This is a genomic window from Microcystis ichthyoblabe FBCC-A1114 (assembly GCF_050500245.1).
Taxonomy (GTDB): Bacteria; Cyanobacteriota; Cyanobacteriia; order Cyanobacteriales; family Microcystaceae; genus Microcystis; species Microcystis ichthyoblabe_A.
This window is the reverse complement of sequence record NZ_CP191408.1, coordinates 4,640,981-4,661,136: the sequence shown is the minus strand read 5'-3', so window position 1 is coordinate 4,661,136 and position 20,156 is coordinate 4,640,981. Positions and strand designations below refer to the sequence as shown.

18 protein-coding genes and 3 pseudogenes are annotated in these 20,156 nt (G+C 42.8%); 10 read left to right on the top strand and 11 right to left on the bottom strand.

Features of this window, described 5'->3' with window-relative positions; genetic code table 11:
- Position 1: 1 nt before the first annotated feature.
- From ftsZ to ACQY1Y_RS22730, 5 genes and pseudogenes are all read right to left on the bottom strand, one after another.
- The gene (gene ftsZ / locus ACQY1Y_RS22750) at positions 2–1,249 is read right to left on the bottom strand and encodes a cell division protein FtsZ (protein ID WP_002778450.1); all 1,248 of its coding nucleotides are present in this window, start codon (positions 1,247–1,249) and stop codon (positions 2–4) included.
- A gap of 192 nt (positions 1,250–1,441) precedes the next feature.
- Positions 1,442–2,263, bottom strand: coding sequence for a cell division protein FtsQ/DivIB (locus tag ACQY1Y_RS22745; protein WP_002738467.1), 822 nt, complete (start codon positions 2,261–2,263; stop codon positions 1,442–1,444).
- A 269-nt stretch (positions 2,264–2,532) separates the two neighbouring features.
- Positions 2,533–3,574 (bottom strand): annotated as a pseudogene (locus tag ACQY1Y_RS22740) (IS630 family transposase); the annotation flags it as partial.
- A 240-nt stretch (positions 3,575–3,814) separates the two neighbouring features.
- Positions 3,815–5,029, bottom strand: a complete 1,215-nt coding sequence (locus tag ACQY1Y_RS22735; protein ID WP_193979949.1) for an ISL3 family transposase — start codon at positions 5,027–5,029, stop codon at positions 3,815–3,817.
- Positions 5,030–5,168: 139 nt separating this feature from the next.
- Positions 5,169–5,906: pseudogene (locus tag ACQY1Y_RS22730) on the bottom strand (transposase); the annotation flags it as partial.
- Between the two features lie 99 nt (positions 5,907–6,005).
- Between ACQY1Y_RS22730 and ACQY1Y_RS22725 the strand changes: the two are divergent.
- Positions 6,006–6,992 carry an IS30-like element ISMae39 family transposase gene (locus ACQY1Y_RS22725; protein WP_430013615.1) on the top strand — a complete coding sequence of 329 codons (987 nt, stop codon included), beginning with the start codon at positions 6,006–6,008 and terminating at the stop codon, positions 6,990–6,992.
- A 5-nt stretch (positions 6,993–6,997) separates the two neighbouring features.
- Here the strand turns inward: ACQY1Y_RS22725 and ACQY1Y_RS22720 are convergent.
- Together ACQY1Y_RS22720 and ACQY1Y_RS22715 are read right to left on the bottom strand one after the other, a co-directional pair.
- Positions 6,998–7,711, bottom strand: a pseudogene (locus ACQY1Y_RS22720) (transposase); the annotation flags it as partial.
- Positions 7,712–7,865: 154 nt separating this feature from the next.
- Positions 7,866–8,816 (bottom strand): undecaprenyl-diphosphate phosphatase, encoded by a 951-nt coding sequence (locus tag ACQY1Y_RS22715; RefSeq protein WP_430013614.1) that lies wholly within the window; start codon positions 8,814–8,816, stop codon positions 7,866–7,868.
- Positions 8,817–9,019: 203 nt separating this feature from the next.
- Between ACQY1Y_RS22715 and ACQY1Y_RS22710 the strand changes: the two genes are divergently transcribed.
- From ACQY1Y_RS22710 to dps, 5 genes are all read left to right on the top strand, one after another.
- On the top strand, positions 9,020–9,751 hold the full coding sequence (locus tag ACQY1Y_RS22710; protein WP_002738486.1) for a glutathione peroxidase: 732 nt from the start codon (positions 9,020–9,022) through the stop codon (positions 9,749–9,751).
- A gap of 348 nt (positions 9,752–10,099) precedes the next feature.
- The gene (locus ACQY1Y_RS22705) at positions 10,100–10,459 is read left to right on the top strand and encodes an HNH endonuclease (protein ID WP_430013613.1); all 360 of its coding nucleotides are present in this window, start codon (positions 10,100–10,102) and stop codon (positions 10,457–10,459) included.
- A gap of 215 nt (positions 10,460–10,674) precedes the next feature.
- On the top strand, positions 10,675–10,881 hold the full coding sequence (locus tag ACQY1Y_RS22700; protein WP_002739432.1) for a type II toxin-antitoxin system HicB family antitoxin: 207 nt from the start codon (positions 10,675–10,677) through the stop codon (positions 10,879–10,881).
- 2 nt (positions 10,882–10,883) lie between these two features.
- Positions 10,884–11,111, top strand: coding sequence for a type II toxin-antitoxin system HicA family toxin (locus tag ACQY1Y_RS22695; RefSeq protein WP_002739431.1), 228 nt, complete (start codon positions 10,884–10,886; stop codon positions 11,109–11,111).
- 258 nt (positions 11,112–11,369) lie between these two features.
- On the top strand, positions 11,370–11,903 hold the full coding sequence (gene dps, locus ACQY1Y_RS22690; RefSeq protein WP_002738563.1) for a DNA starvation/stationary phase protection protein Dps: 534 nt from the start codon (positions 11,370–11,372) through the stop codon (positions 11,901–11,903).
- A gap of 187 nt (positions 11,904–12,090) precedes the next feature.
- On the opposite strand, the gene cobT is transcribed toward dps, so the two are convergent.
- The 3 genes from cobT to ACQY1Y_RS22675 are packed head-to-tail and all read right to left on the bottom strand — an operon-like array spanning position 12,091 to position 13,823.
- A complete protein-coding gene (gene cobT, locus ACQY1Y_RS22685; protein WP_069474195.1) occupies positions 12,091–13,164 on the bottom strand; it encodes a nicotinate mononucleotide-dependent phosphoribosyltransferase CobT in 1,074 nt (357 codons plus the stop codon).
- A gap of 27 nt (positions 13,165–13,191) precedes the next feature.
- Positions 13,192–13,602 (bottom strand): type II toxin-antitoxin system VapC family toxin, encoded by a 411-nt coding sequence (locus tag ACQY1Y_RS22680; protein ID WP_130756749.1) that lies wholly within the window; start codon positions 13,600–13,602, stop codon positions 13,192–13,194.
- A complete protein-coding gene (locus ACQY1Y_RS22675; RefSeq protein WP_002739069.1) occupies positions 13,590–13,823 on the bottom strand; it encodes a hypothetical protein in 234 nt (77 codons plus the stop codon). Before ACQY1Y_RS22675 ends, ACQY1Y_RS22680 begins: the two co-directional genes overlap by 13 nt.
- 198 nt (positions 13,824–14,021) lie before the next feature.
- On the opposite strand from ACQY1Y_RS22675, the gene ACQY1Y_RS22670 reads away from it, so the two are divergent.
- The 4 genes from ACQY1Y_RS22670 to ACQY1Y_RS22655 are packed head-to-tail and all read left to right on the top strand — an operon-like array spanning position 14,022 to position 19,880.
- Complete coding sequence (locus ACQY1Y_RS22670; protein WP_103111781.1) at positions 14,022–14,900, top strand: ABC transporter permease; 879 nt, start codon at positions 14,022–14,024, stop codon at positions 14,898–14,900.
- Between the two features lie 45 nt (positions 14,901–14,945).
- Complete coding sequence (locus ACQY1Y_RS22665) at positions 14,946–15,308, top strand: thioredoxin family protein (protein WP_430013612.1); 363 nt, start codon at positions 14,946–14,948, stop codon at positions 15,306–15,308.
- A 16-nt stretch (positions 15,309–15,324) separates the two neighbouring features.
- Positions 15,325–16,521 carry an LL-diaminopimelate aminotransferase gene (locus ACQY1Y_RS22660; protein WP_430013611.1) on the top strand — a complete coding sequence of 399 codons (1,197 nt, stop codon included), beginning with the start codon at positions 15,325–15,327 and terminating at the stop codon, positions 16,519–16,521.
- 59 nt (positions 16,522–16,580) lie between these two features.
- The gene (locus ACQY1Y_RS22655; RefSeq protein ID WP_430013610.1) at positions 16,581–19,880 is read left to right on the top strand and encodes a tetratricopeptide repeat protein; all 3,300 of its coding nucleotides are present in this window, start codon (positions 16,581–16,583) and stop codon (positions 19,878–19,880) included.
- A 65-nt stretch (positions 19,881–19,945) separates the two neighbouring features.
- Here the strand turns inward: ACQY1Y_RS22655 and ACQY1Y_RS22650 are convergent, their stop codons facing one another.
- The gene (locus ACQY1Y_RS22650) at positions 19,946–20,155 is read right to left on the bottom strand and encodes a hypothetical protein (protein ID WP_069474200.1); all 210 of its coding nucleotides are present in this window, start codon (positions 20,153–20,155) and stop codon (positions 19,946–19,948) included.
- Position 20,156 lies beyond the last annotated feature (1 nt).

Here is a 20,156-nt window from a genome sequence, read left to right as displayed (position 1 = left end):
GTTAGCGATCAAAAGGACGACGACGTTGCAAGAAATCGGGGATATCTAATCCCGCCGGTTTTGGTGGTTCAGGAGTGGGTGCCGGACTGGGTGCGGGGGTATTGATCACCACCTTGCTACTGGTGGGACGAGAGGGGGATTCCCCAGAAAAACCAGTGGCAATGACGGTAATTCTGACTTCTCCCTGCATTTTCTCGTCAATTACTGCCCCAAAGATGATATTAGCGTTGGGATCCACCACTTCATAGATAATTTCGGCGGCGGCATTGACTTCGTGTAGGGTTAGGTCTTGACCACCGGTGATGTTAAAGACCACACCTTTCGCCCCTTCGATCGAGGATTCCAGTAACGGCGAGGAAATAGCAGCGATCGCTCCTTCCTTAGCCCGAGATTTTCCGGAACCGATGCCGATGCCCATTAGGGCTGAACCCGCATCGGCCATCACTGCCCGCACATCGGCGAAATCCACATTGACCAGACCGGGGATAGTGATAATATCCGAGATACCCTGTACCCCTTGCCGCAGCACATCATCAGCGACGCGAAAAGCCTCCTGTAGGGGAGTTTCGGCGGGTATTACCTGTAATAACTGGTTATTGGGGATAATAATCAGGGTATCGACCCGACTTTGTAAACCGCCCACCCCCTCATCGGCCTGATTAGTGCGACGACGACCCTCGAAGGTAAAGGGACGAGTCACAACTCCCACGGTCAAACAGCCGATTTCTTTGGCAATTTCGGCCACAATTGGAGCAGCCCCTGTTCCCGTACCGCCGCCCATGCCAGCGGTAATAAAGACTAGATCAGTTCCTTCCAATGCTTGGGCGATTTCATCCCGGGATTCTTCCGCCGCCTTCTGTCCGATCGCCGGATTGCCCCCCGCCCCTAGGCCGCGGGTTAATTTTGTCCCGATTTGTAACCTCTGGGGGGCGGAGGAGTGGGCCAGGGCCTGGGCATCGGTGTTAATTGCCCAAAATTCGATTCCGGTCACGCCACTGGCGATCATGCGGTTAACGGCGTTACAGCCCCCACCGCCGACCCCGATCACCTTGATCTTGGCGACATTGCTCGGCACGATGCGATTACTACGACTTTCTTCTCGGGGTGTCATCTGTGATTCATGGGGACGAGTAAATAATACTCCAGCATTATTCTGAGAGTAATGATTATCTTCGCTCATAGCTGAACTGGCATAATCGTTACTGTTCAGATTGGGATAGGTGGGAACGATCTCATTAATCGATGTCATTGGAATTGGAACACTCTTAGTACAAGATTCTGTTATTGATTTGATGAATTAGAGATGCACTGTTAACACTATCACTAATATTATGTCGGTTCCAGTATCTACAGTATCAGTTTCTTGTTCATAAAATCATAATTTGGTTTTTTTGCCAATACCTAAAGGGAATAATTGCGGTTATTTACTGATCAATTCCAGTTAATCCCGACCGGTTGCCGTTACTTTGGCAACCCTAGGGGCTGGCTGTGGCTTTAATTGTACAGTGGGAGCATCGGGATTGCTCAGATCAATGTAGATAATTCGCGCTAGAGGTATCTTGGATGACAATTGCCGCGATTGTACGAGAGCGGTTAATTTTTCGGGCAATCTATCTTTATAAAAACCTAAATAGACCTGTCCTAGCTCGGTTTTTAGTACAAGATTACTAGGATTGCGCCAATCGATGGCGGTAATTTTAATGGATAAGTTATCAATTAAGGGATAAATTTTTTGCCACTGTTGTTGATATTGTCGGTCGTAACCAAGCACTTCTAGGCTAGGTAATTGGCTTTTGGGCAGAGTTCGACCATAATAGTTTTGAGGAATTATCGTTCCCGAGGCATCTAAAAAACCTTGCTGTTGATGAGAACGCCAACGGGCAACAGGTTTTCTTTCTTGAATAGAAACAATCACTTTCGGGGGTAATAATTGCCGCTCGATCTTAACGTCGGCAATAGCGGGAATAGCCGCTAATTTTTCTCGTAATTGATGGGTAGGTAATTCCCAGAGAGATAGAGGATAGCTTAATTTCAGCCAAGCGCGAATCGACTCGGGGGACATTAATTCCGTGCCTGCGATTTCCACCTGTCCAGCCTTGGTAATTGTCCAATAGGGTGAAGTCATCCCCCAAGCTAATCCCGTCGCTAAACCACTAACCACCAGAAAGCGACCTAGAGCTTGCCACACCTTCGATCGCCTTTGGTGGCGCAGGTTTTGTCGTTTTTGTTCCAGGGAGAGGGATGAAAGAATTTGATCGCTCATAGGGAAAATCTCGGACAGTTTTGCTGTTATCTTATACCAAATTTCTAAATTCCTGACAGACATAGAGCTTCTAAAATCCAAGACCATCCCGTTAAATACCCGATAGTGTCAGGCTCTTCGGTTTGTGTTATGCAATGAACGGGGGTTATAAGGGATGGAACCCTTATATAGAAAAGCATTTAGCGATTTTTGTCAATTATTTTCGATCTAGAGCGAACTAATCAATTAAATCCCTTGCCAGATAAGGATTTAGTCGATTTATGCCCCCCTATCGAACCATACCAAGTAACGAAGAGCCTAGTGTCATTGGATAAACGATTTAAAAGAGCATCGAGTTTATCTCTTAAAGCATCAAGAGATTCAAAAGTTTCCCATGCCAGAAAATTTTTCAGGTACAGCCAAACTCTCTGTTGCGGGGTTAACTTCAGGACAACAAGAAGGTTGATAAAACAAGATAATATTGTCGGGAATTTCTAAGTGTCCCGCCATATGTGCAGGAGCGTTATCTACTTGTAAAATATGTAATTCATTGGGAAAAGCTTGCGATAGTTGTAATAGATATTCTCCGAAACAATCCCCATCTAAATGGGAGAATTCATAGAAGAAGCTTCTGCCCTGTCGAGGCTCTACAGCCCCGTACAGCCAAAAGCATTGGAAGTTATATTAAAAATTACCAATCGGCTTAACTCCGAAAAGAGTTATTTTATTCCGAGCAATAGTGTGATAACCAAATCTACTTTCATCCTCGCACCAAAAACTTACTTTCTCGTAACGCTTTACTTTCTCGCTTTCCCTGTCTAGTAAAGCTTTTAGTCGTTTAGATAAGTTCGCTTTAAACTCATCTACTTCGCCAGGCAATTGTCTCGGATTTCCTGGTCTAGGTACTTTTAATTTAGCTTCTAATTCCTGTCTAACGAGACGATAAACTGTTGTATAGCTGACGGAAATTTCTCGAACGACCGAGAGCCAAAAATAAATCTCTTTATAGCTGGTAAAACCCACTGGGTCTTTTAATTCGTTTTGTAAAAGAGCGACTTCTTCTACCAAAATCTTTTTCGGTCTTCCTGGTGGGTTTCCTTCAGATAATAATCGCTCGATTCCTCCTTTTCTGTAAAAACTTAACCAGCGATGGATTGTTCTTTCCCCTCGTCCCATTAATACCACTAAATGGCGAACCGTCTCTACCTCCCCCATCTTCAAAAAATATAAGGACTGTACTTTAGCGTAGGCTAAACTACTTTTTTGTTGTTTCATTAATTTTTTTAAATCTTCTACTGACTCAACAATATCAATTTTGGGTACGACCGGCATCGCCAATTTATCCACTTAATAATCTTTTCTATAAGTATGCCATAGTTTTTGAAATTTGGTATTAGGGTTTGCGGCAAAAAGTCATTGAAAAGTACAGGTCTCTTAATCAATGATTTCACTTAGCTACAAGCATAAGCTTTACTTGTTGATTAATTTTTTAAATTATAACTTATCCTAATCATTGACCGAGAAAAAGTGCTGTTTTTCCATTTCCGGCTCTTCGTTACCCTTTATGCTAAATCAACAGACAAGATGCCAAGACAACATACTTCTAACCCAAAAATTCCGAAAGTTTCTAAAGCCATAGCCTCTCCGTTTTATTAGTTTAAGTTTATTGTTGATTCCCTCGACCACCCCATTAGTTGTCCTTCGCTCGAAATAACTAATGATTTCTCCAAACCAGTTTCGGATTGTTTGACAACTCTTGGTAAAAACACTGGAGGATTTTGCCAACCAGTCCGAGATGGATAGCAGTCCTTCTGTCGGATTCTCTGAGGTTTCATAAATCTTTCTAAATTCTTCCTTTAACTCGTGCATCTTTTTCAAATTTGGGAAATTTTCTTTGATAGCTTCTAGTTTGATTTTTTGGGTTTCCGTTAAATCTTTTTCATTTTTTAACAAGCTATATTTACTTCGCTTTAAAACTTCTAGCTTCGCTTCTTTTTCCGCTTTCTGTTTTTTATTTCTCTGCGCTTCTACGGCTCTTTTTTCTGCTTTTCTTTGTTCGTCTAACTCTTGATTAATTTGTTTCATTACATGGAATCTATCGGCGACTACCTCGGCCGATGGCATCAATTCTTTCACCAAATTTTTATAGGGCAACCAAAGGTCTATGCTGACTTCTTCAATTTGCTCTAACACCTCTTTTCCCCACCCTGTAAGCGTTTCCCTCAATTCTTCTTGTGTTCGCTTCTCTAGAATAGCTATTAGTTTTCCCGTATCTAAATTTACTAAAACCGCACAGTAATTTTTTTGTCCTTTGACTAGAGCGATTTCATCAATTCCTAGTCTTTTTAATTTCGATAGGTCTGTCTCTGTAATTTCTTCAGCTATGTCCTCTATCATTCTTTGAATCTCTTCTTCCGTTACGTCATTTCTTCGGCTAACATTTAAAATATCTCCTTCTTTTAATTGTTCGAGTATATTCTCGGCTAGTCTTTTCGTATAGGTTCGTTTCTTGGCGACAAAATCTAACTCTTCGCTAAAGGGTTTCTGACAATTACCGCACTTAAATTGACGACGATTAACTTGCAGGTACACTGGTTGACCTGAGAGCGGTAAATCTTTGACTAAATGTCGATGATTTTGGTGAAGTTTATCGCTCTCTAACCCACAACGAGGACAGGCTGCTTTTTTATTTTTCGATTCGATTTGGAAAACTATACCGATATTTTCTAGGTGTCGATAGCCTTGAATACAGGTTCCTTGTAGGTTCAAAAATTTGTCAAGTATCATAAGTAAAATAATCTCGTTTTTGGCTATTATATCAAATCTTAACTCGATTGTCTATCTTTTGGTATTAACCTATTTGTGCCTTAAGTCCTTTCTTGTATGAATTTCAGCTACTTTTGAGCGTAGTTGCTCTCATCGAATTTTATTTTAAGTTAATTATTTGCATAACAATTCCCGAAGAGCCCCATTTCAGACATAAAAAAGCCCAAAAAACCTGCCTCAACAGGCTAGAAAGATTCATGACTAAAAAAGTAATAGCAATCGCTGAAAAGGAAGTATGAGGAAGTTTAGCCATCACTTTACCTAAGCTAAATCTTCTTTTCCCTTGTCCAAATTTGTCCTCTATACAATTCCGAATCCTCTCATCATCGGTAGCTTGTTTCTTTTGTTCTTTACTAACATTTTTGGCTGGTCTTCCTAATGGGGAACCACTGATTCTGATTCCCCTTTCTTTACACCAAGCTCGGTTTTCTCTGGTTCGATAAATTTTGTCCACATGAACTGATTCTGGATAGTATCCTGTATAGTCATAATAAGCTTCTATTTGTGCTTTTAAATCTCCCGATTCATTAAAGTTATCCCAACTAATCCGGTCTAAAAATATGTAACCATCTATACAGCTTGCTGAGAATTTAGCCCCAAATTCTACGGGTTTTCCAGCTTTTCCTCTGACTATCGGACGGATATGGGGTTGAGTTAAGCTGACAATTCTGTCTTCAATACTCTGTTTGTTATTTTGGTACATCCAGAGTTGTTGGCGATAAACTTCTGTGACTACTAATAACAGTTTATAGTCTCTTTTTTTCAAGCTTTGTAGAGAGGCTCCTTCTGCTAAAAGTTGTTCAATATGGTCGAGATTTCTTTTCAGATATTGCAGTTGTCCGCCAATTCAAAAATGAAACGCATCAACCTCAAGAGTTGACAAAGAAAGGCTCATCAGGTACTGTCTGATCATTAACAAAAACAAATCAGACCCAAAATGAGCCACCAACATCTTAACATAGAACAAAGAAACTTGCTCTACCAACTTAGTCAGGAGGGAAATTTATCTCAACGGCAAATGGCCGTCTGGCTCGGATGTCATCAAAGCACAATATCACGGGAATTAAAAAGGAATCAAAGTTCTCTTGGCTGCTATCTACCTGACACAGCACAAGCTGAAAGCGAGACAAGGCGAAAAAATGCCAAACAACCCTTTAAAAATGTCAGCGAGTCAGCCTTAGAGTTGGTCAAAGAAGGATTGAAAGATTATCATAGTCCCGAACAAATAGCAGGTCGTCTGAAAAGAGCCAGTCAAGAATCTCTCAGTCACGAAACCATCTATCAAATGATCTATCAGAACTATCACAGATGTGGAGAGTACCAGAAATATTTACGCCGGGGGCTTTGTCAAAGAAAGAGTCGAGGCGGAGCAAAAAGTAAGCGTGGAGGGATTCCAGGGCGTGTAGATATCAGCGAGCGACCAGTAATTGCTGACCAGAAAACTGAAATCGGTCATTGGGAAAGTGACACAATGATTGGAGGCAATCATCTAGGAGTTCTCGTTACTCATGTAGATAAAGCCTCGAAATTTTTAGTAGCAGGATTAGCCAAAAACAAAACCGCATCGGAAATCAATAGAGTCACAGAAAAACTTTTTCAAGAGATTCACCCTGACAAAAGAAAAACCTTTACTTGTGACAACGGCAAAGAATTTTGTGGACATCAAGAGTTGAGTCAGAAACTAGGAGCAGATTTTTATTTTGCTACTCCTTATCATTCGTGGGAGAGGGGATTAAACGAGCATACCAATGGACTGTTAAGACAATTTTTCCCTAAGGGAACGAATTTTAAAATCGTTAAGCCAGAGGAGGTGGAAAGAGCCGTAAACTTGATTAACAATCGTCCTCGAAAATGTCTTGACTATCGTACCCCGAATGAGGTATTCTATAAAGGTAGATCAGACAGTGATGCAATTCAGACTTGAATTGGCCGTCTTTTCAGAGCTTTTCGTCTTTGTTTGACGGTAGGTTTTCTTTTTTTTGCTACTTCTAAATAACTTTTTCTGGCTAGGAGACGATAGGTTCTCGGTTTTTGAACAAGTTTTCCTTTTAAAGTTTCCTAGAGAATATCAATAATTCTTTCGGTTTGTTTTCTTCCTTGATTTAACAGGTTTAAATCCGTAGGATAACTAAGATCTGCGGGCGCACAACTGGCATCTAAAATTAATTTACCTCGATTTTCGGGTTGACTTTGGGTTTCGCTCTCTAACTTTTTTTCGGTGTTTTCTCCTTATTTTATTTCTCTCGAATTTTTGACCATAAAGTGATTCACTTTATTAATTAGTTCCAGAGTGATTCTTTCTCGAAAGTTAACCAACATTGACGCTTCAAACCGGGGTTCATTGCTGTAGGATGAAAACCCCAAGAAGTATTGTAAATAAGGATTTTCCTTGATTTGTTCTACCGTTTCTCTATCGCTTGTTCCTAATTTTTCTTTAATAATTAATGCGGACATTGCTATCCTAAATGTTTTGGCGGGTGCGCCCATTTCTTCTGAAAAAAGTGATGCGTATTCCGCTTCAAATTCTGACCAGGGAATGAGGTTGGCCATAATTACCCAACGATTATCTTGGGATAATTTCCCCTCAAAGGGCAGCTCGAAGTTTTCTGGTGGGGTTGAGGGTAACTCGCTTTTACGGTACATTAGCACTAATTAGAGAAGATGCAAGGGTGATGCAAGGGTTTTAAGAGATTCTAGCAGATTTAAGTGCATTTGGGAAGCTCTCAATCAAGCTAAAAGCCCTTTCCTGTAAGGTTTTTACCATTATTCAGCAAACCCTAATTAGAATGCCAAAAGGTCAGGAAAAACGCCTCAAGGCTACACCAATCAGGATAGTAACCCCGAAAAAGAGACGATACCAGACGAAAACCCAGGTACTCTGTTTTTTGAGATAATCTAATAACCAAGCGATCGAAAGATAGGAAAATATCGCCGAAGAAATTACCCCAATAGCGAGGGGAATTAATTCACTGGTGTTAATCTGGTCGAGAACTCCTTTAAATTCCACTAAACCGGCTAAAGTTATCGCCGGAATCCCCAACAGGAAGGAAAATCGCGCCGCTACGGCCCTTTCTAAACCCATGAATAACCCGGCAGTTAAGGTGGACCCAGAACGAGATACCCCCGGTATGAGCGCTAAAGCTTGGGCTAATCCCATTAAAACCCCGTCTTTTTGTCGCAAAGTCTCAAAACTGCGTTTATGTTTCCCGATTTTTTCGGCCGTACCTAAGAGTAAAGCCATGACTATGGAGGCACTGGCGATCGCTGTCATGCTTCTCAGGGGGGAATTATCTAAATCGGGAATGAAAAGTTTCATTAACAAACCGAAGAAAACGATCGGAATTGTGCCTAGGATAATCCCCACGGCTAAACGAAAATCCTGGGAACGATAATCGGAACTAGCCACCGCTTTCACCATTCCTGTGGATATTTGCCTTAAATCCTGCCAAAAATAGGACAATACCGCCGCAATACTGCCCAATTGAATCACTGCCGTATAGGTGACACCGGGATCTCCCCAACCCAAAAAGACGGGAATCGCTTTTAGATGAGCGGTACTGCTAATCGGCAAAAATTCCGTCACTCCCTGCACAAATCCCAAAAAAATCGCCTGTAACCAGTTAATTTTTGCCAGAGGTATGGTGCTAGTGGTTGATTGGGCAATGACTGCGGGTGTAATCGCCAAAATCACCGTTATTATCGCTAGTCCTAGCCATTTATAGCTTTTTTTCAGGAAGGAAAACATCATTTTTCAGTAAAAAAAGGGTTGGGTGTTGGGTGTGGGGGGTTAGGTAAATTAACTAATCAATATTACTGCCTTTTGTCTATTTCCCATTCTCCTATCTCCTAATTTAAGTATAAATACTTGTTGACAACTCATAGTCGTTATGAGTACACTTAATTTAGACAAACTCGAAATGAGTACGACTTAGTAATTAGGAGTTGAAGATTATGCTACCAAACCGAGAAGGACAGAGAGTTCCCGATGTCACCTTTCCCGTGCGTCAAAATAATCAATGGGTGAACATCACCAGCGAGGAATTATTCAAAGGAAAAACCGTTGTTCTTTTTGCCTTACCCGGGGCATTCACTCCCACCTGTTCCACCTCCCATTTACCCGGATATAACGAATTAGCCCCTGTTTTTCGGGAAAATGGCGTAGATGCTATTGTTTGCTTGTCGGTGAATGATACCTTTGTCATGAACGAGTGGGCAAAAGATCAAGAATGTGATAATGTCGTCTTAATTCCCGACGGTAACGGCGAATTTAGCGCAGGAATGGGGATGTTAGTCGATAAAGCTGACTTAGGTTTCGGTAAACGTTCTTGGCGCTATTCGATGCTAGTCAAAGATGGTGTTATCGAGAAAATGTTCATCGAACCAGAAGAACCGGGAGATCCTTTCAAAGTCTCCGATGCGGAAACGATGTTACACTACATCAACCCAGAAGCCAAAAAACCGCCTTTAGTCTCTCTTTTCTCGAAAGTGGGTTGTCCCTACTGCCTCCGGGCCAAGAAAATGTTAGAAGAAAAAGGCCTACAATACGAAGAAATTATCCTCGGACGCGATGCCACCAGTCGTTCTCTGCGGGCTATGAGTGGTAATACCACCACCCCACAAGTCTTCATTAACGGCCAATTAATTGGCGGTTCGGAAGAATTAGCGGCTCATTTAGGAGCATAATCAATCAGTTAGACCTCAAGTTATCTGGCTCTTCTGGTTTCTGTGTGGAAACGAGGTCTATACTGATAGTTTCTTCGACAAAATAGTCCTAAAAGTGTTACCCGATAAGCATTTCACGATTCCATAAGCAAAAATTATCACACAAAGTCGAGAAGAGCCGTTATCTTTCCATTGCAACTGGAGAGATATCTGTGAGAGGTTTTGCCCGGGCAAGTTAGAGCTTTTTTGTTGGGTGTGATTGTAGTCTGATGTATTTCGTTAATCATTTATAGCGTTTCTCAGTCTTATAAAGTACACCATCTGTTGCCTGTTCCCTAACTAAAACCAGAAACTTTGTGCCTCACAAGTATGAGAATTGCTGATTTTGTGAAAGCCCGTGACTTCATAAAGCCAAATGAAAAGGTAGTCGTTATCTTTACAGAGGGAAAACACTTTGTTCTCCACGATGACAACACTGGTTCAACGGGTCAGTGGAAGATCGATCCCAATCGTGAAGTTGACCGTATTATTCTTTATCATCGTGATTATGAGAATAATGCGAATAATTTGTACATAGCGAACCATGCTGGTGCAGAGCCAGCAGACAGGGAAGGTCGATACGACATTCGATTAACTCATGTTCAGTACATAGGGGCAACATCCGTAAATTGCAGCAATTCTCATTTTGAAACGATTTTGCGTTGTTTCAGCGATCTAGAGATTCGTTAAGAATTATTAACCCCTCTAGGTGCAGGGGTTTTAATGTCATGAAACCTTAAAATGAGAATTGCTGCGTAAATTGGGTTGAGTTTGCTGAAGGTGGGCAAAACCCAATTCGGTATCTTCCTTGATGTAGCTTTGATTACTGAAGGTTCTTGTCATCCACTAATAGGTAGGTGAGAACACGAGGTAAACTATAAGCTGGGAGATTGTGGTGAAAACTTATGAAGTTGACTGTAACACTTGACCGTGACGAAGATGGAGTTTGGGTTGTAGAATGCCCCAGCATTCCGGGTTGTGTCAGCCAAGGTAAAACGAGAGCAGAAGCTCTTGAAAATATCAGAGATGCAATTATCGCCTGCCTTCAAGTTCGTGCAGAACGTGGGCTACCCCTAACGATTGAAACTCACCAAGTAGAGGTAATGGCATAATCATGTCCTCTGCTCTTCCTGTTCTCAGCGGACGTGAGGTAGTCCGAGTATTTGAAACCTTCGGCTGGCAAGTTGCGCGTCAAAGTGCCAGCCATATTATCATGGTTAAGGAGGGCGAACAGGTAACACTCTCTGTTCCTGATCATCGTGAAGTGGCAAAGGGTACGCTTCGTAGTCTTATTCGTACTGCTGGAATTACGGTACAAGAATTTGTTTCTGGCATGAGATGAGCGATAAGAGAGGTCTAACAATTCGAGTGCAGCAGACGGACGAGGGCTGCTGATGCTCAGTTCAAGGTTGTCTGATGCCGCTGATTCGAGCCGTTACTTGTACTGAGCGCATTGGAAGTATCAGTTATCAGCTACTTGTTTTCCGAATTAATTGGCCGTTTTTCAGTTTATTATCAACGTCCAATAGGATCAAAATCAGTCCCTTATGCACCCACAAAAATTATCGAGTATTCTGTTAACTGATCAAGGAGAAAGATTATGGTAGCCATTCCAGTCAAAACCAAAACCACGGGACAATACTACGCCACTCGTATCGATTTAGCATTAGATATCCGCAAAGCTATTGTTGAAATCCTAAGCCAAACCCTTGCCGCTAGTTTAGACCTAAAAACTCAGGTTAAACAAGCCCACTGGAATGTAAAAGGTTTAAATTTCTACCAATTGCACAGCCTCTTCGACGAAATGGCCACGGAATTAGAAGGCTATGGGGACATGGTAGCAGAACGGATTACCGCTTTAGGTGGAACCGCTTTGGGAACAGCACGCATCGCTGCCGCTAACTCGATTCTGCCAGAATATCCGGCTGATATCGTCGATGGTAGTGAACATATCGTTGCTTTAGCCGAACGTTATGCATTATACGCCGCCCATCTTCGTTCTGCGATTGATAGCACTGGCAATCAAGGGGATGCCGACACAGCAGATCTCTATACGGAAATCTCCCGAGACATCGATAAACGTCTCTGGTTCCTAGAAGCGCATCTGATTAAATCGGAAGATGTTATCGGTTAAATATAGATAAATTTGGGGTGTGTTAACGTAGCTTAATACACCTTAAATTCTCGTAATCGGTAAACGTAGCCAATCACTTATAGTCATTTCAATTAAAATTGAGAATATCAATCCCAGAGTTCATAAGGGTTTTGAAGAATTTTGTCGGTCTAGACTGTATCAGACTTATCTGAAATGACTATAACTACTATAGTTGAAACCCGATTAAATTTTCGATCGCCTTGACCAAATCTTGATTAGTCCAATTCTGGTACAGATAAGCAGCGATCGCACATCCCCCCGCACCGACTCCTTCCTTGACGAAACCCTGTTCATAAGCTTGCAAAACCGGGTATTTAGAGGCGGAAAAGTTTAATTGTGTGGCTAATAGGGGTATTTTTCCGATCAGGCTGGCTAATCCCACCGTATCCCCTGTTTTATCTTCCGCTACCCAACGAGTTGTGCCGACGATGATATTTTCCCAGTTAACCGGATAGGCATATTTAGTCACTAGAGCTTGAATTAGGGCAGAAACGGCTAACATTTGGGTTCCTCCGGCGAGAAGTACCCCACCCTGCCCACTGGCGGCGATGGCCATGCCAGCGACGAAAATCTGCTGAGGATCGCCTAGGGCGGCGATTACCTCAAAAGGATCAAAAATTTCTTTTCCGGCTAATCCCTGCTCAACTATTGCCTGTTTCTGAGCATGATTGCACTGGGGATGGCTGCTGTTAACTTTGCCGTTGGCTCGATAACCCAATCCGGTGAGGATGGCGAGGGCGGTGGTGGTGCCACCGACCACACACTCGCCGATAATTAGATAACTAGACTGGCGGGCTAGTTTTTCGCCCCAGGTTAGTCCTTGGGCGAACAGGTGTTTTACTATGGGGAGATCTAGGGCGCGGCCGGTGGAGAGACAACGGGCCGGTTGTCCCCCCAGTTCGATATAATCGACGGCCGGGGGCAAGGGTAAACCGGCGTTAAAAACGAGGACGGGAATGGCTAATTTTTCCACCACGGCGCGGGTAATATAGGCAGGAGAGGCTCCCACCGTTAGGGGGGGTAAGGGATAACGGGGATGGGGTGAAACTCCTTTAACGATAAATTCGGCATCGGCGATCGCTGTATATTTTCTATCTTCCGGGGTAGCACCAGCGGTGGAGATTCCGGGGATTAATCCCGTCTCGGTAAAACCTAAAACTAGGGCAAATATCGGACAAGATTTTTGATGGCGCTCTAACCAATTTTGCCCCCGTTCGATTTCCGTGTAAATTTTAATCATCTGTTGATTTTGTCCTCTTACTTATTACTATTTCCCTCTCTCCATGAGATGATCTTTGATTTCAAGATATTTAGAAAATAAGTTATCAATACTAGCCAGTTTTGCCCCGTATGCTAAGGCTGTAGCCATAATAATACGGTCAAAAGGATCTTTGTGAATGGGAGATAAATTAACGGCTCTAATGGCAATTTCGGGGGTAATTGAAAATATATCTATTTTAGCTACTGTTAAAGCTTGTTGAATCCACTCTTGAAGGGGATAACTTAATTCTAATCTCCCCCGTTGGTTAGCAAGGGCTATTTTATAGCAAGAAATGGGGGAAACTCCGAGAGATTCTGCTAACTCAAATTTTTCTAGCCAATGCTCGGGAAATCTGTCAAAATTGCCATTTATTAACCACAACCAAATATGAGTATCAAGCACAATTACTTCAGACATTCCCAATCTTCTTCATCTACAATAGGACTGACCATATCACCTAGTATTTTAGCTTTACCCACCATATTCTCAACTGGAAAATGACGTTTGAATAAGGATGGTTTTTCTTCTAATAAGTTGTTTTTGCTGGCGGTGAAATTTTTAATTAATTGATAAAGTTCATCTAGTTGTTCTTCAGGTAAATTATCAATTGCTGTTTGAATAAGTTCTTTAACAGTCATAGTTTTACTCTCTATTTTCTGAACTTGAGTTATACTATAACACAACGGTTCCTTCAATAAAGGGACTCATCTTGAGATTTTACCTAAAATACAGCAGACTAAAAAGACTCATTTAAACCGTTTATTCTTAGATTAGCGGAATCTCCCCTAATGCAAGAGTGCCTCGTCTCAAAAAGTAATTTAAACACTTAACAGCTTATGTCTCTCCTGTCTTCTGCAATTATCGATACTTGGCGACGTTTTTACCGAGATCCCCTGGCAACAATAGGAGCGATCGCATTAATTATAATTATTCTTGCCGTCCTATTCGGTCCGATTTTTTATCGGGTCCCCATCGATACCATTGATTTTAGTCAAACCACTGCTCCCCCTAGTTTAAAACATCTTTTCGGCACTAATGATCTGGGACAGGATCAATTGGCGAGGATTTTGGTGGGGGGTCGAATTTCCCTAGCGGTGGGCATTGCTGCTATGATAGTCGCGATTATTCTAGGGACAGCGATCGGGGCTATTTCCGGGTTTTACGGGGGGGCGATCGATGGCTTATTGATGCGATTAACGGATTTATTCCTATCTTTGCCCCAATTACCCCTACTTTTACTGATTGTCTATCTATTTCGCGATAGTATCAAGAAAATCGCCGGACCGGAAACGGGTATTTTTATCCTCGTGGTTTTGGTGATCGGGGGTTTAAATTGGATGTCGGTGGCCAGATTGGTGCGGGGAAATTTCTTAAAATTACGAGAGATGGAGTTTATCTCGGCTGCGATTGCTTTGGGGGCCACTCCTTTCCGTTTAATCTGGGTGCATTTATTACCTAATGTTTTGGGAATGATTATCGTGGCGGCCACTTTAGCGGTGGGTAATGCGATTATTACCGAGTCAACCCTGAGTTTTTTGGGTTTGGGTTTCCCCCCCGATGTGCCGACTTGGGGACAAATGTTATTTAAAGCTAAAGATTACTTGACAACTGCCCCCCATTTGGTCATTTTTCCCGCTCTGGCTATCGTGATCACGGTGTTAAGTATTAATTTTATCGGTGATGGTTTACGCGATGTCTTCGATCCTCATGTTTGAGGAACTGTGGAACTGGATAATTGCCGAAAAGTACCCAGAACCTCTATGATGATCAGTAACGATGGCGAGGAAATAAATACTGTGAGTAGCGTAACTGTCATTAGCGATCAGAAGTTTGACCAAGAGGTTTTTGAGGTCGAAAAACCCGTTTTAGTCTATTTTTGGGCGAGTTGGTGCGGTCCGTGTCGTCTGATATCCCCCTCGATCGATTGGGTAGCCAACACCTACGGCGAACGGCTAAAAGTAGTTAAACTAGAGGTGGACCCTAACCCCAACTCGGTGGCTAAATGTGATGTGAAAGGTGTTCCCGCTTTACGCATCTTTAAAGATAACGAAATTATTGCCACTCATGAAGGGGCGATCGGCAAACAACAATTACAATCTTTTATCGATACCTATGTCAGCTAATTAGGTATCTGTGGTTATGAATAATTTAACCCTAGCACACCGCTTACAGGCACTCCAATCCAACGTTTTTGCCGATATGGATCGGGCAAAAGCTGCCAGTAGAGAAGCGGGTAATGTCATTATCGATCTTTCGCTCGGTTCCTCCGATCTTGGGGCTGCTCCCCACGTTGTCGATGCTATTGAGCGATCTCTCCACGATCCTCACACCCACGGCTATTTACTCCATAATGGTACGCGAGACTTCCGAGTAACTGCCGCTAACTGGTATAGCGATCGCTTTGGGGTTGCCGTTGATCCAGAAACGGAGGTTTTACCCCTAATTGGTTCTCAGGAAGGCACGGCCCATCTACCTTTGGCCCTTCTCAACCCCGGGGATTTTGCCCTGCTGCTCGATCCAGGTTATCCCTCCCATTTGGGCGGTGTTGCCCTTGCTGGCGGTCAAATCTACGGAATGCCAATTTTGGCAAAAAATGACTTTCTGCCGGTTTTAGAGGACATTCCTGAGCTAGTGCTGGCACAATCGAAGCTGATGGTCTTGAGTTATCCCCATAATCCCACTACAGCGATCGCACATTTGGCATTTTTTCAAAAAGCGGTTGATTTTTGCCGTCAGCATAATTTAGTTTTAATCCACGATTTTCCCTATCTAGACATCTTTTTTGCGGGAACATCGCCCCCCCCGTCAATTTTACAGGCCGATCGAGATAAAACTAATTCGATCGAGTTTTTTACCTTTTCCAAGTCCTATAATATGGGCGGTTTTCGCATCGGTTTCGCCATTGGCAACCCGCAGTTAATTATGGCTTTGCGACAGATTAAAGCCATGGTTGATTTTAATCAGTATTTGGGCATTCTCAACGGTGCGATCGCTGCTTTAACCGGTAATCAAGATTCGGTCAAGGAAACCGTCGCTATCTTCCAAAAACGCCGGGATGTGTTTATTAATGCCCTAAATCGCATCGGTTGGCCTGTTTCCACTCCGGCCGCCACTATGTACGTTTGGGCGAAAATTCCCCCCAGTTGGGCGGGTAATTCCGTCGATTTTTGTCGGCAATTGGTGGCCCAAACCGGTGTCGCGGTCTCTCCCGGTTCTGGTTTTGGTAAGGGTGGTGAGGGTTATGTGCGTTTTGCCTTAGTTCACGATCCCGATATTCTAGAGGCTGCCGTGGAGAAAATTGGGGCTTTTTTGGGATCAAATCGACATTTAACCTGATTTTGTCCTAAAGTGAAACCCTGATTTTACAATTTAGCTTAAGTTAAGGCACACAGCTTATGCTCGATCCCGTCGTTAATGCGGCCCGGATACTTTGGGAGTTTTATAACGTCCATAAAGATCCGGTGAACCTACTCTTAACCACTGCCTTTTCCGGCTTTGGCTTGACGGGGCTGAATTGGTGGCGCGAAAAACAGCAAAAACGGCGCCGCGCAAGAATCGCAGGCGATAGCTTGCCCTTTAGAGTCGTGCGTCCAAACCAGGATGTATTTCCCGCGATCTTTGGACGGGAGAGGGCAGAATATCTCTATCCTAGCCTGATTGACTGGGATATTCCCCTTCAAGATCGGGAACTGGATATCAACCATTTAGCTGAAATAATAAGGTTATTAAATGATGACCAGTGGGTGATCATTACGGGACCGACTGGGATCGGTAAAACGAGAGAGATGGCGGAAGTCGCTCACCGTTTCAGCCGTCGGGGTTGGACGGTAATGGTCTTCACCGGTATCTTGGAGGGAGATCGCTTTCCTCAAGAACAGTTTCAAGATGTGCGAAGAAATGTGCTTTTTATATTTGACGATTTGCATATTCAAATGAGGCGCAGTGAACCGACTCGGGAAAATCGAGCGACAGAAGAGCAATCCTTGCCGACCGACCGACCGTTACAAGAACGATTATTGGCGGCGCTGGATCATTGCGATCGCTTTTATATTCCCGATAGGCGGATCAAGGTTTTGGCGACCGCTAGAGATGAAACCGTCAGCGATGATCCCAGATTGGTTAGCCCATGGGAGATGTTGCAATGGGAGCGATACCCCCTCTGGCGCCGGTTTACGCGCTATCGATTACCCAGACCGGAAAATCAGGCGGCTGCGTCCTGGTTAGTGAATGTGTCGAATCGAACGGGAATTCAACTGGAATGCCCCCCGGAAGAGATCGCAGGGTGTAATGACGGAACATTTCAAAATCTGGTGAACAATTTTGAAATTTTACTGGCTGGCGACAGTCAGGAGGGTCGTTCTTTGTCCCTAAGTCGAGAAAATTTTAAGGATACTCTCCGGGGATCTTGGGAAAAGTGTTATCAAGACGCGTTTAAGTTAGAGCCTTTGGCTAAAGAGTTATACGACGCTGTTTATTTATTACAACAGGCGAATATCCCCCTAAAGGCGTTTGTGGTGGAGCGAGTCGCATTGATGTTAGTCCGGGGAAATCGCTGGCAAAAAGTTCGCTATCAGTGGCGGATTAAAAAGGCCTTAGAAAAATTAGAAGCGAGGGAGGGAATTTTATCCCCCCGCGATGGGCAGATCGAGGGAAAGGGCAAGTTACTGAGTCTAGAGGATTATTTGGAAAAGCTACTCGGGTTATTTTTAGCGCTGTTAGACCGCTTTCCCGTCGAGGTCAAAGAGGCGCTGGATAAAGTGAGCGATAAGTTGTACGATAAGCAAAACTATACAGAATCGCTGAGGGGCTATGATGCTCTAGTTAAATATTTTCCTGAAGATGAAACTTTTCAGAAGATGCGAGGAAACAATTTATATTTTCTGGAATTATATAAAGAGGCGCTGTCTGCTTACGATGAAGCCATTCGGTTGAAATCCGATAATGAAACTTTTTGGTACAATAAAGGAGCTATATTTGGAAGATTAAAGAGGTATGAAGAGGCACTGTCTGCTTACGAAGAAGCTATTAGATTGAAACCAGATTATGAAGACGCTTGGGTGAATAAAGGTAATCAGTTAGGAAATTTAGGGAGGTATGAAGAGGCACTATCTGTCTGTGAAGGAGCTATTAGATTGAAACCAGATCGTGATGTGTCTTGGTATAATACTGTATGGTATAATAAAGGTGTTTATCTAGGAAATTTAGGGAGGTATGAAGAGGTGCTTTCTGCTTACGATGAAGCTATTAGATTGAAACCTGATGATGAAGCCGCTTGGCTTGGTAAAGGTAATCAACTAGCAAATTTAGGAAGGTATGAAGAGGCACTGTCTGCTTACGATGAAGCCATTCGATTGAAACCTGATGATGAAGCCGCTTGGCTTGGTAAAGGCAATCAATTAGGAAACTTAGGTAGGTATGAAGAGGCACTGTCTGCTTACGATGAAGCCATTCGATTGAAACCTGATGATGAAGCCACTTGGCTTGGTAAAGGCAATCAATTAGGAAACTTAGGTAGGTATGAAGAGGCAATCACTGCCTATGATGAAGCCATTCGATTGAAACCCGATTATGATTACGCTTGGAATGGGAAAGGAAATCAATTAGGAAATTTAGGGAGGTATGAAGAGGCAATCACTGCCTATGATGAAGCCATTCGATTGAAACCCGATTATGATTACGCTTGGCATAATAAAGGTGTTCACCTAGGAAATTTAGGGAGGTATGAAGAGGCAATCACTGCCTATGATGAAGCCATTCGATTGAAACCCGATTATGATTACGCTTGGCATAATAAAGGTGTTCACCTAGGAAATTTAGGAAGATATGAAGAGGCGCTGTCTGCTTACGAAGAAGCTATTCGATTGAAACCCAATGACGAAGTTGGTTGGACGGGTAAAGGTAATCAACTAGGAAATTTAGGAAGATATGAAGAAGCGCTGTCTGCTTACGAAGAAGCTATTCGATTGAAACCCAATGACGAAGTTGGTTGGACGGGTAAAGGTAATCAATTAGGAAATTTAGGAAGGTATGAAGAGGCGCTGTCTGCTTGCGATCAGGCGATTAGATTGAAACCTGATTATGAAGTTGCTTGGGCAGTTAAAGGCAACCAACTAGCAAATTTAGGAAGATATGAAGAGGCGCTGTCTGCTTGCGAGGAAGCTATCCGATTGAAACCTGATTATGAAACCGCTTGGTTTTGTAAAGGTAGTCAATTAGGGAATTTAGGAAGGTATGAAGAAGCGATCGCCGCCTATGATGAAGCAATTAAGCTTAAAGCGGACTACATTGAAGCAATCTTCAATAAAGCAATGCTTTTAAAAGAATTAGGTCATCAAGATATTGCAAACCAGCAATTCCATTTAATTGTTGAAACTTGTCAGCAGTATAAAAACAAAGACAATCAAACAATTGATTTTTGGAATGTCTATGCCGCTTCTCTAACTTGCTTAGGACAATATGAGGAAGTAGAACAAATTTTACAAAAAGCCCTAGCCATTAATCCAAACCACCCTAATACAAACTACAACCTAGCCTGCTACTACGCTATTCAGGATAATATTCCTTTAGCGGTCGAATATCTCGCCAAGGCGATTCAATTAAGACCCAGTGATAGAGAACAGGCGAAAAAAGATTCTGACTTCGATAAAATTCGTCAAGACCCCCGATTTATCGAGCTTATTTCGGATAATTTCTAAATTGTCAACCTTCTCGCTCATTTTCTTCGAGAATTTCTTGATAGATGACGGATTCTCCCATAATCCTACTCCGAAAGATATTTCTGATCTTCTCTCGGTTGTAATTGCTCGATCGCGTCGGGGGATAAATCGGTAAATTGGGCGATTTCTGGGACAGGAAACCCAGCAGATAGCATTTTTAGGGCAATTTGTCGAGCTTTTTCGTCTTTGCCCTTTTGTAGTCCTTTTTCCTCGCCTTCCTCTAAAATATCTTGATAGATGACGGATTCTCTCATA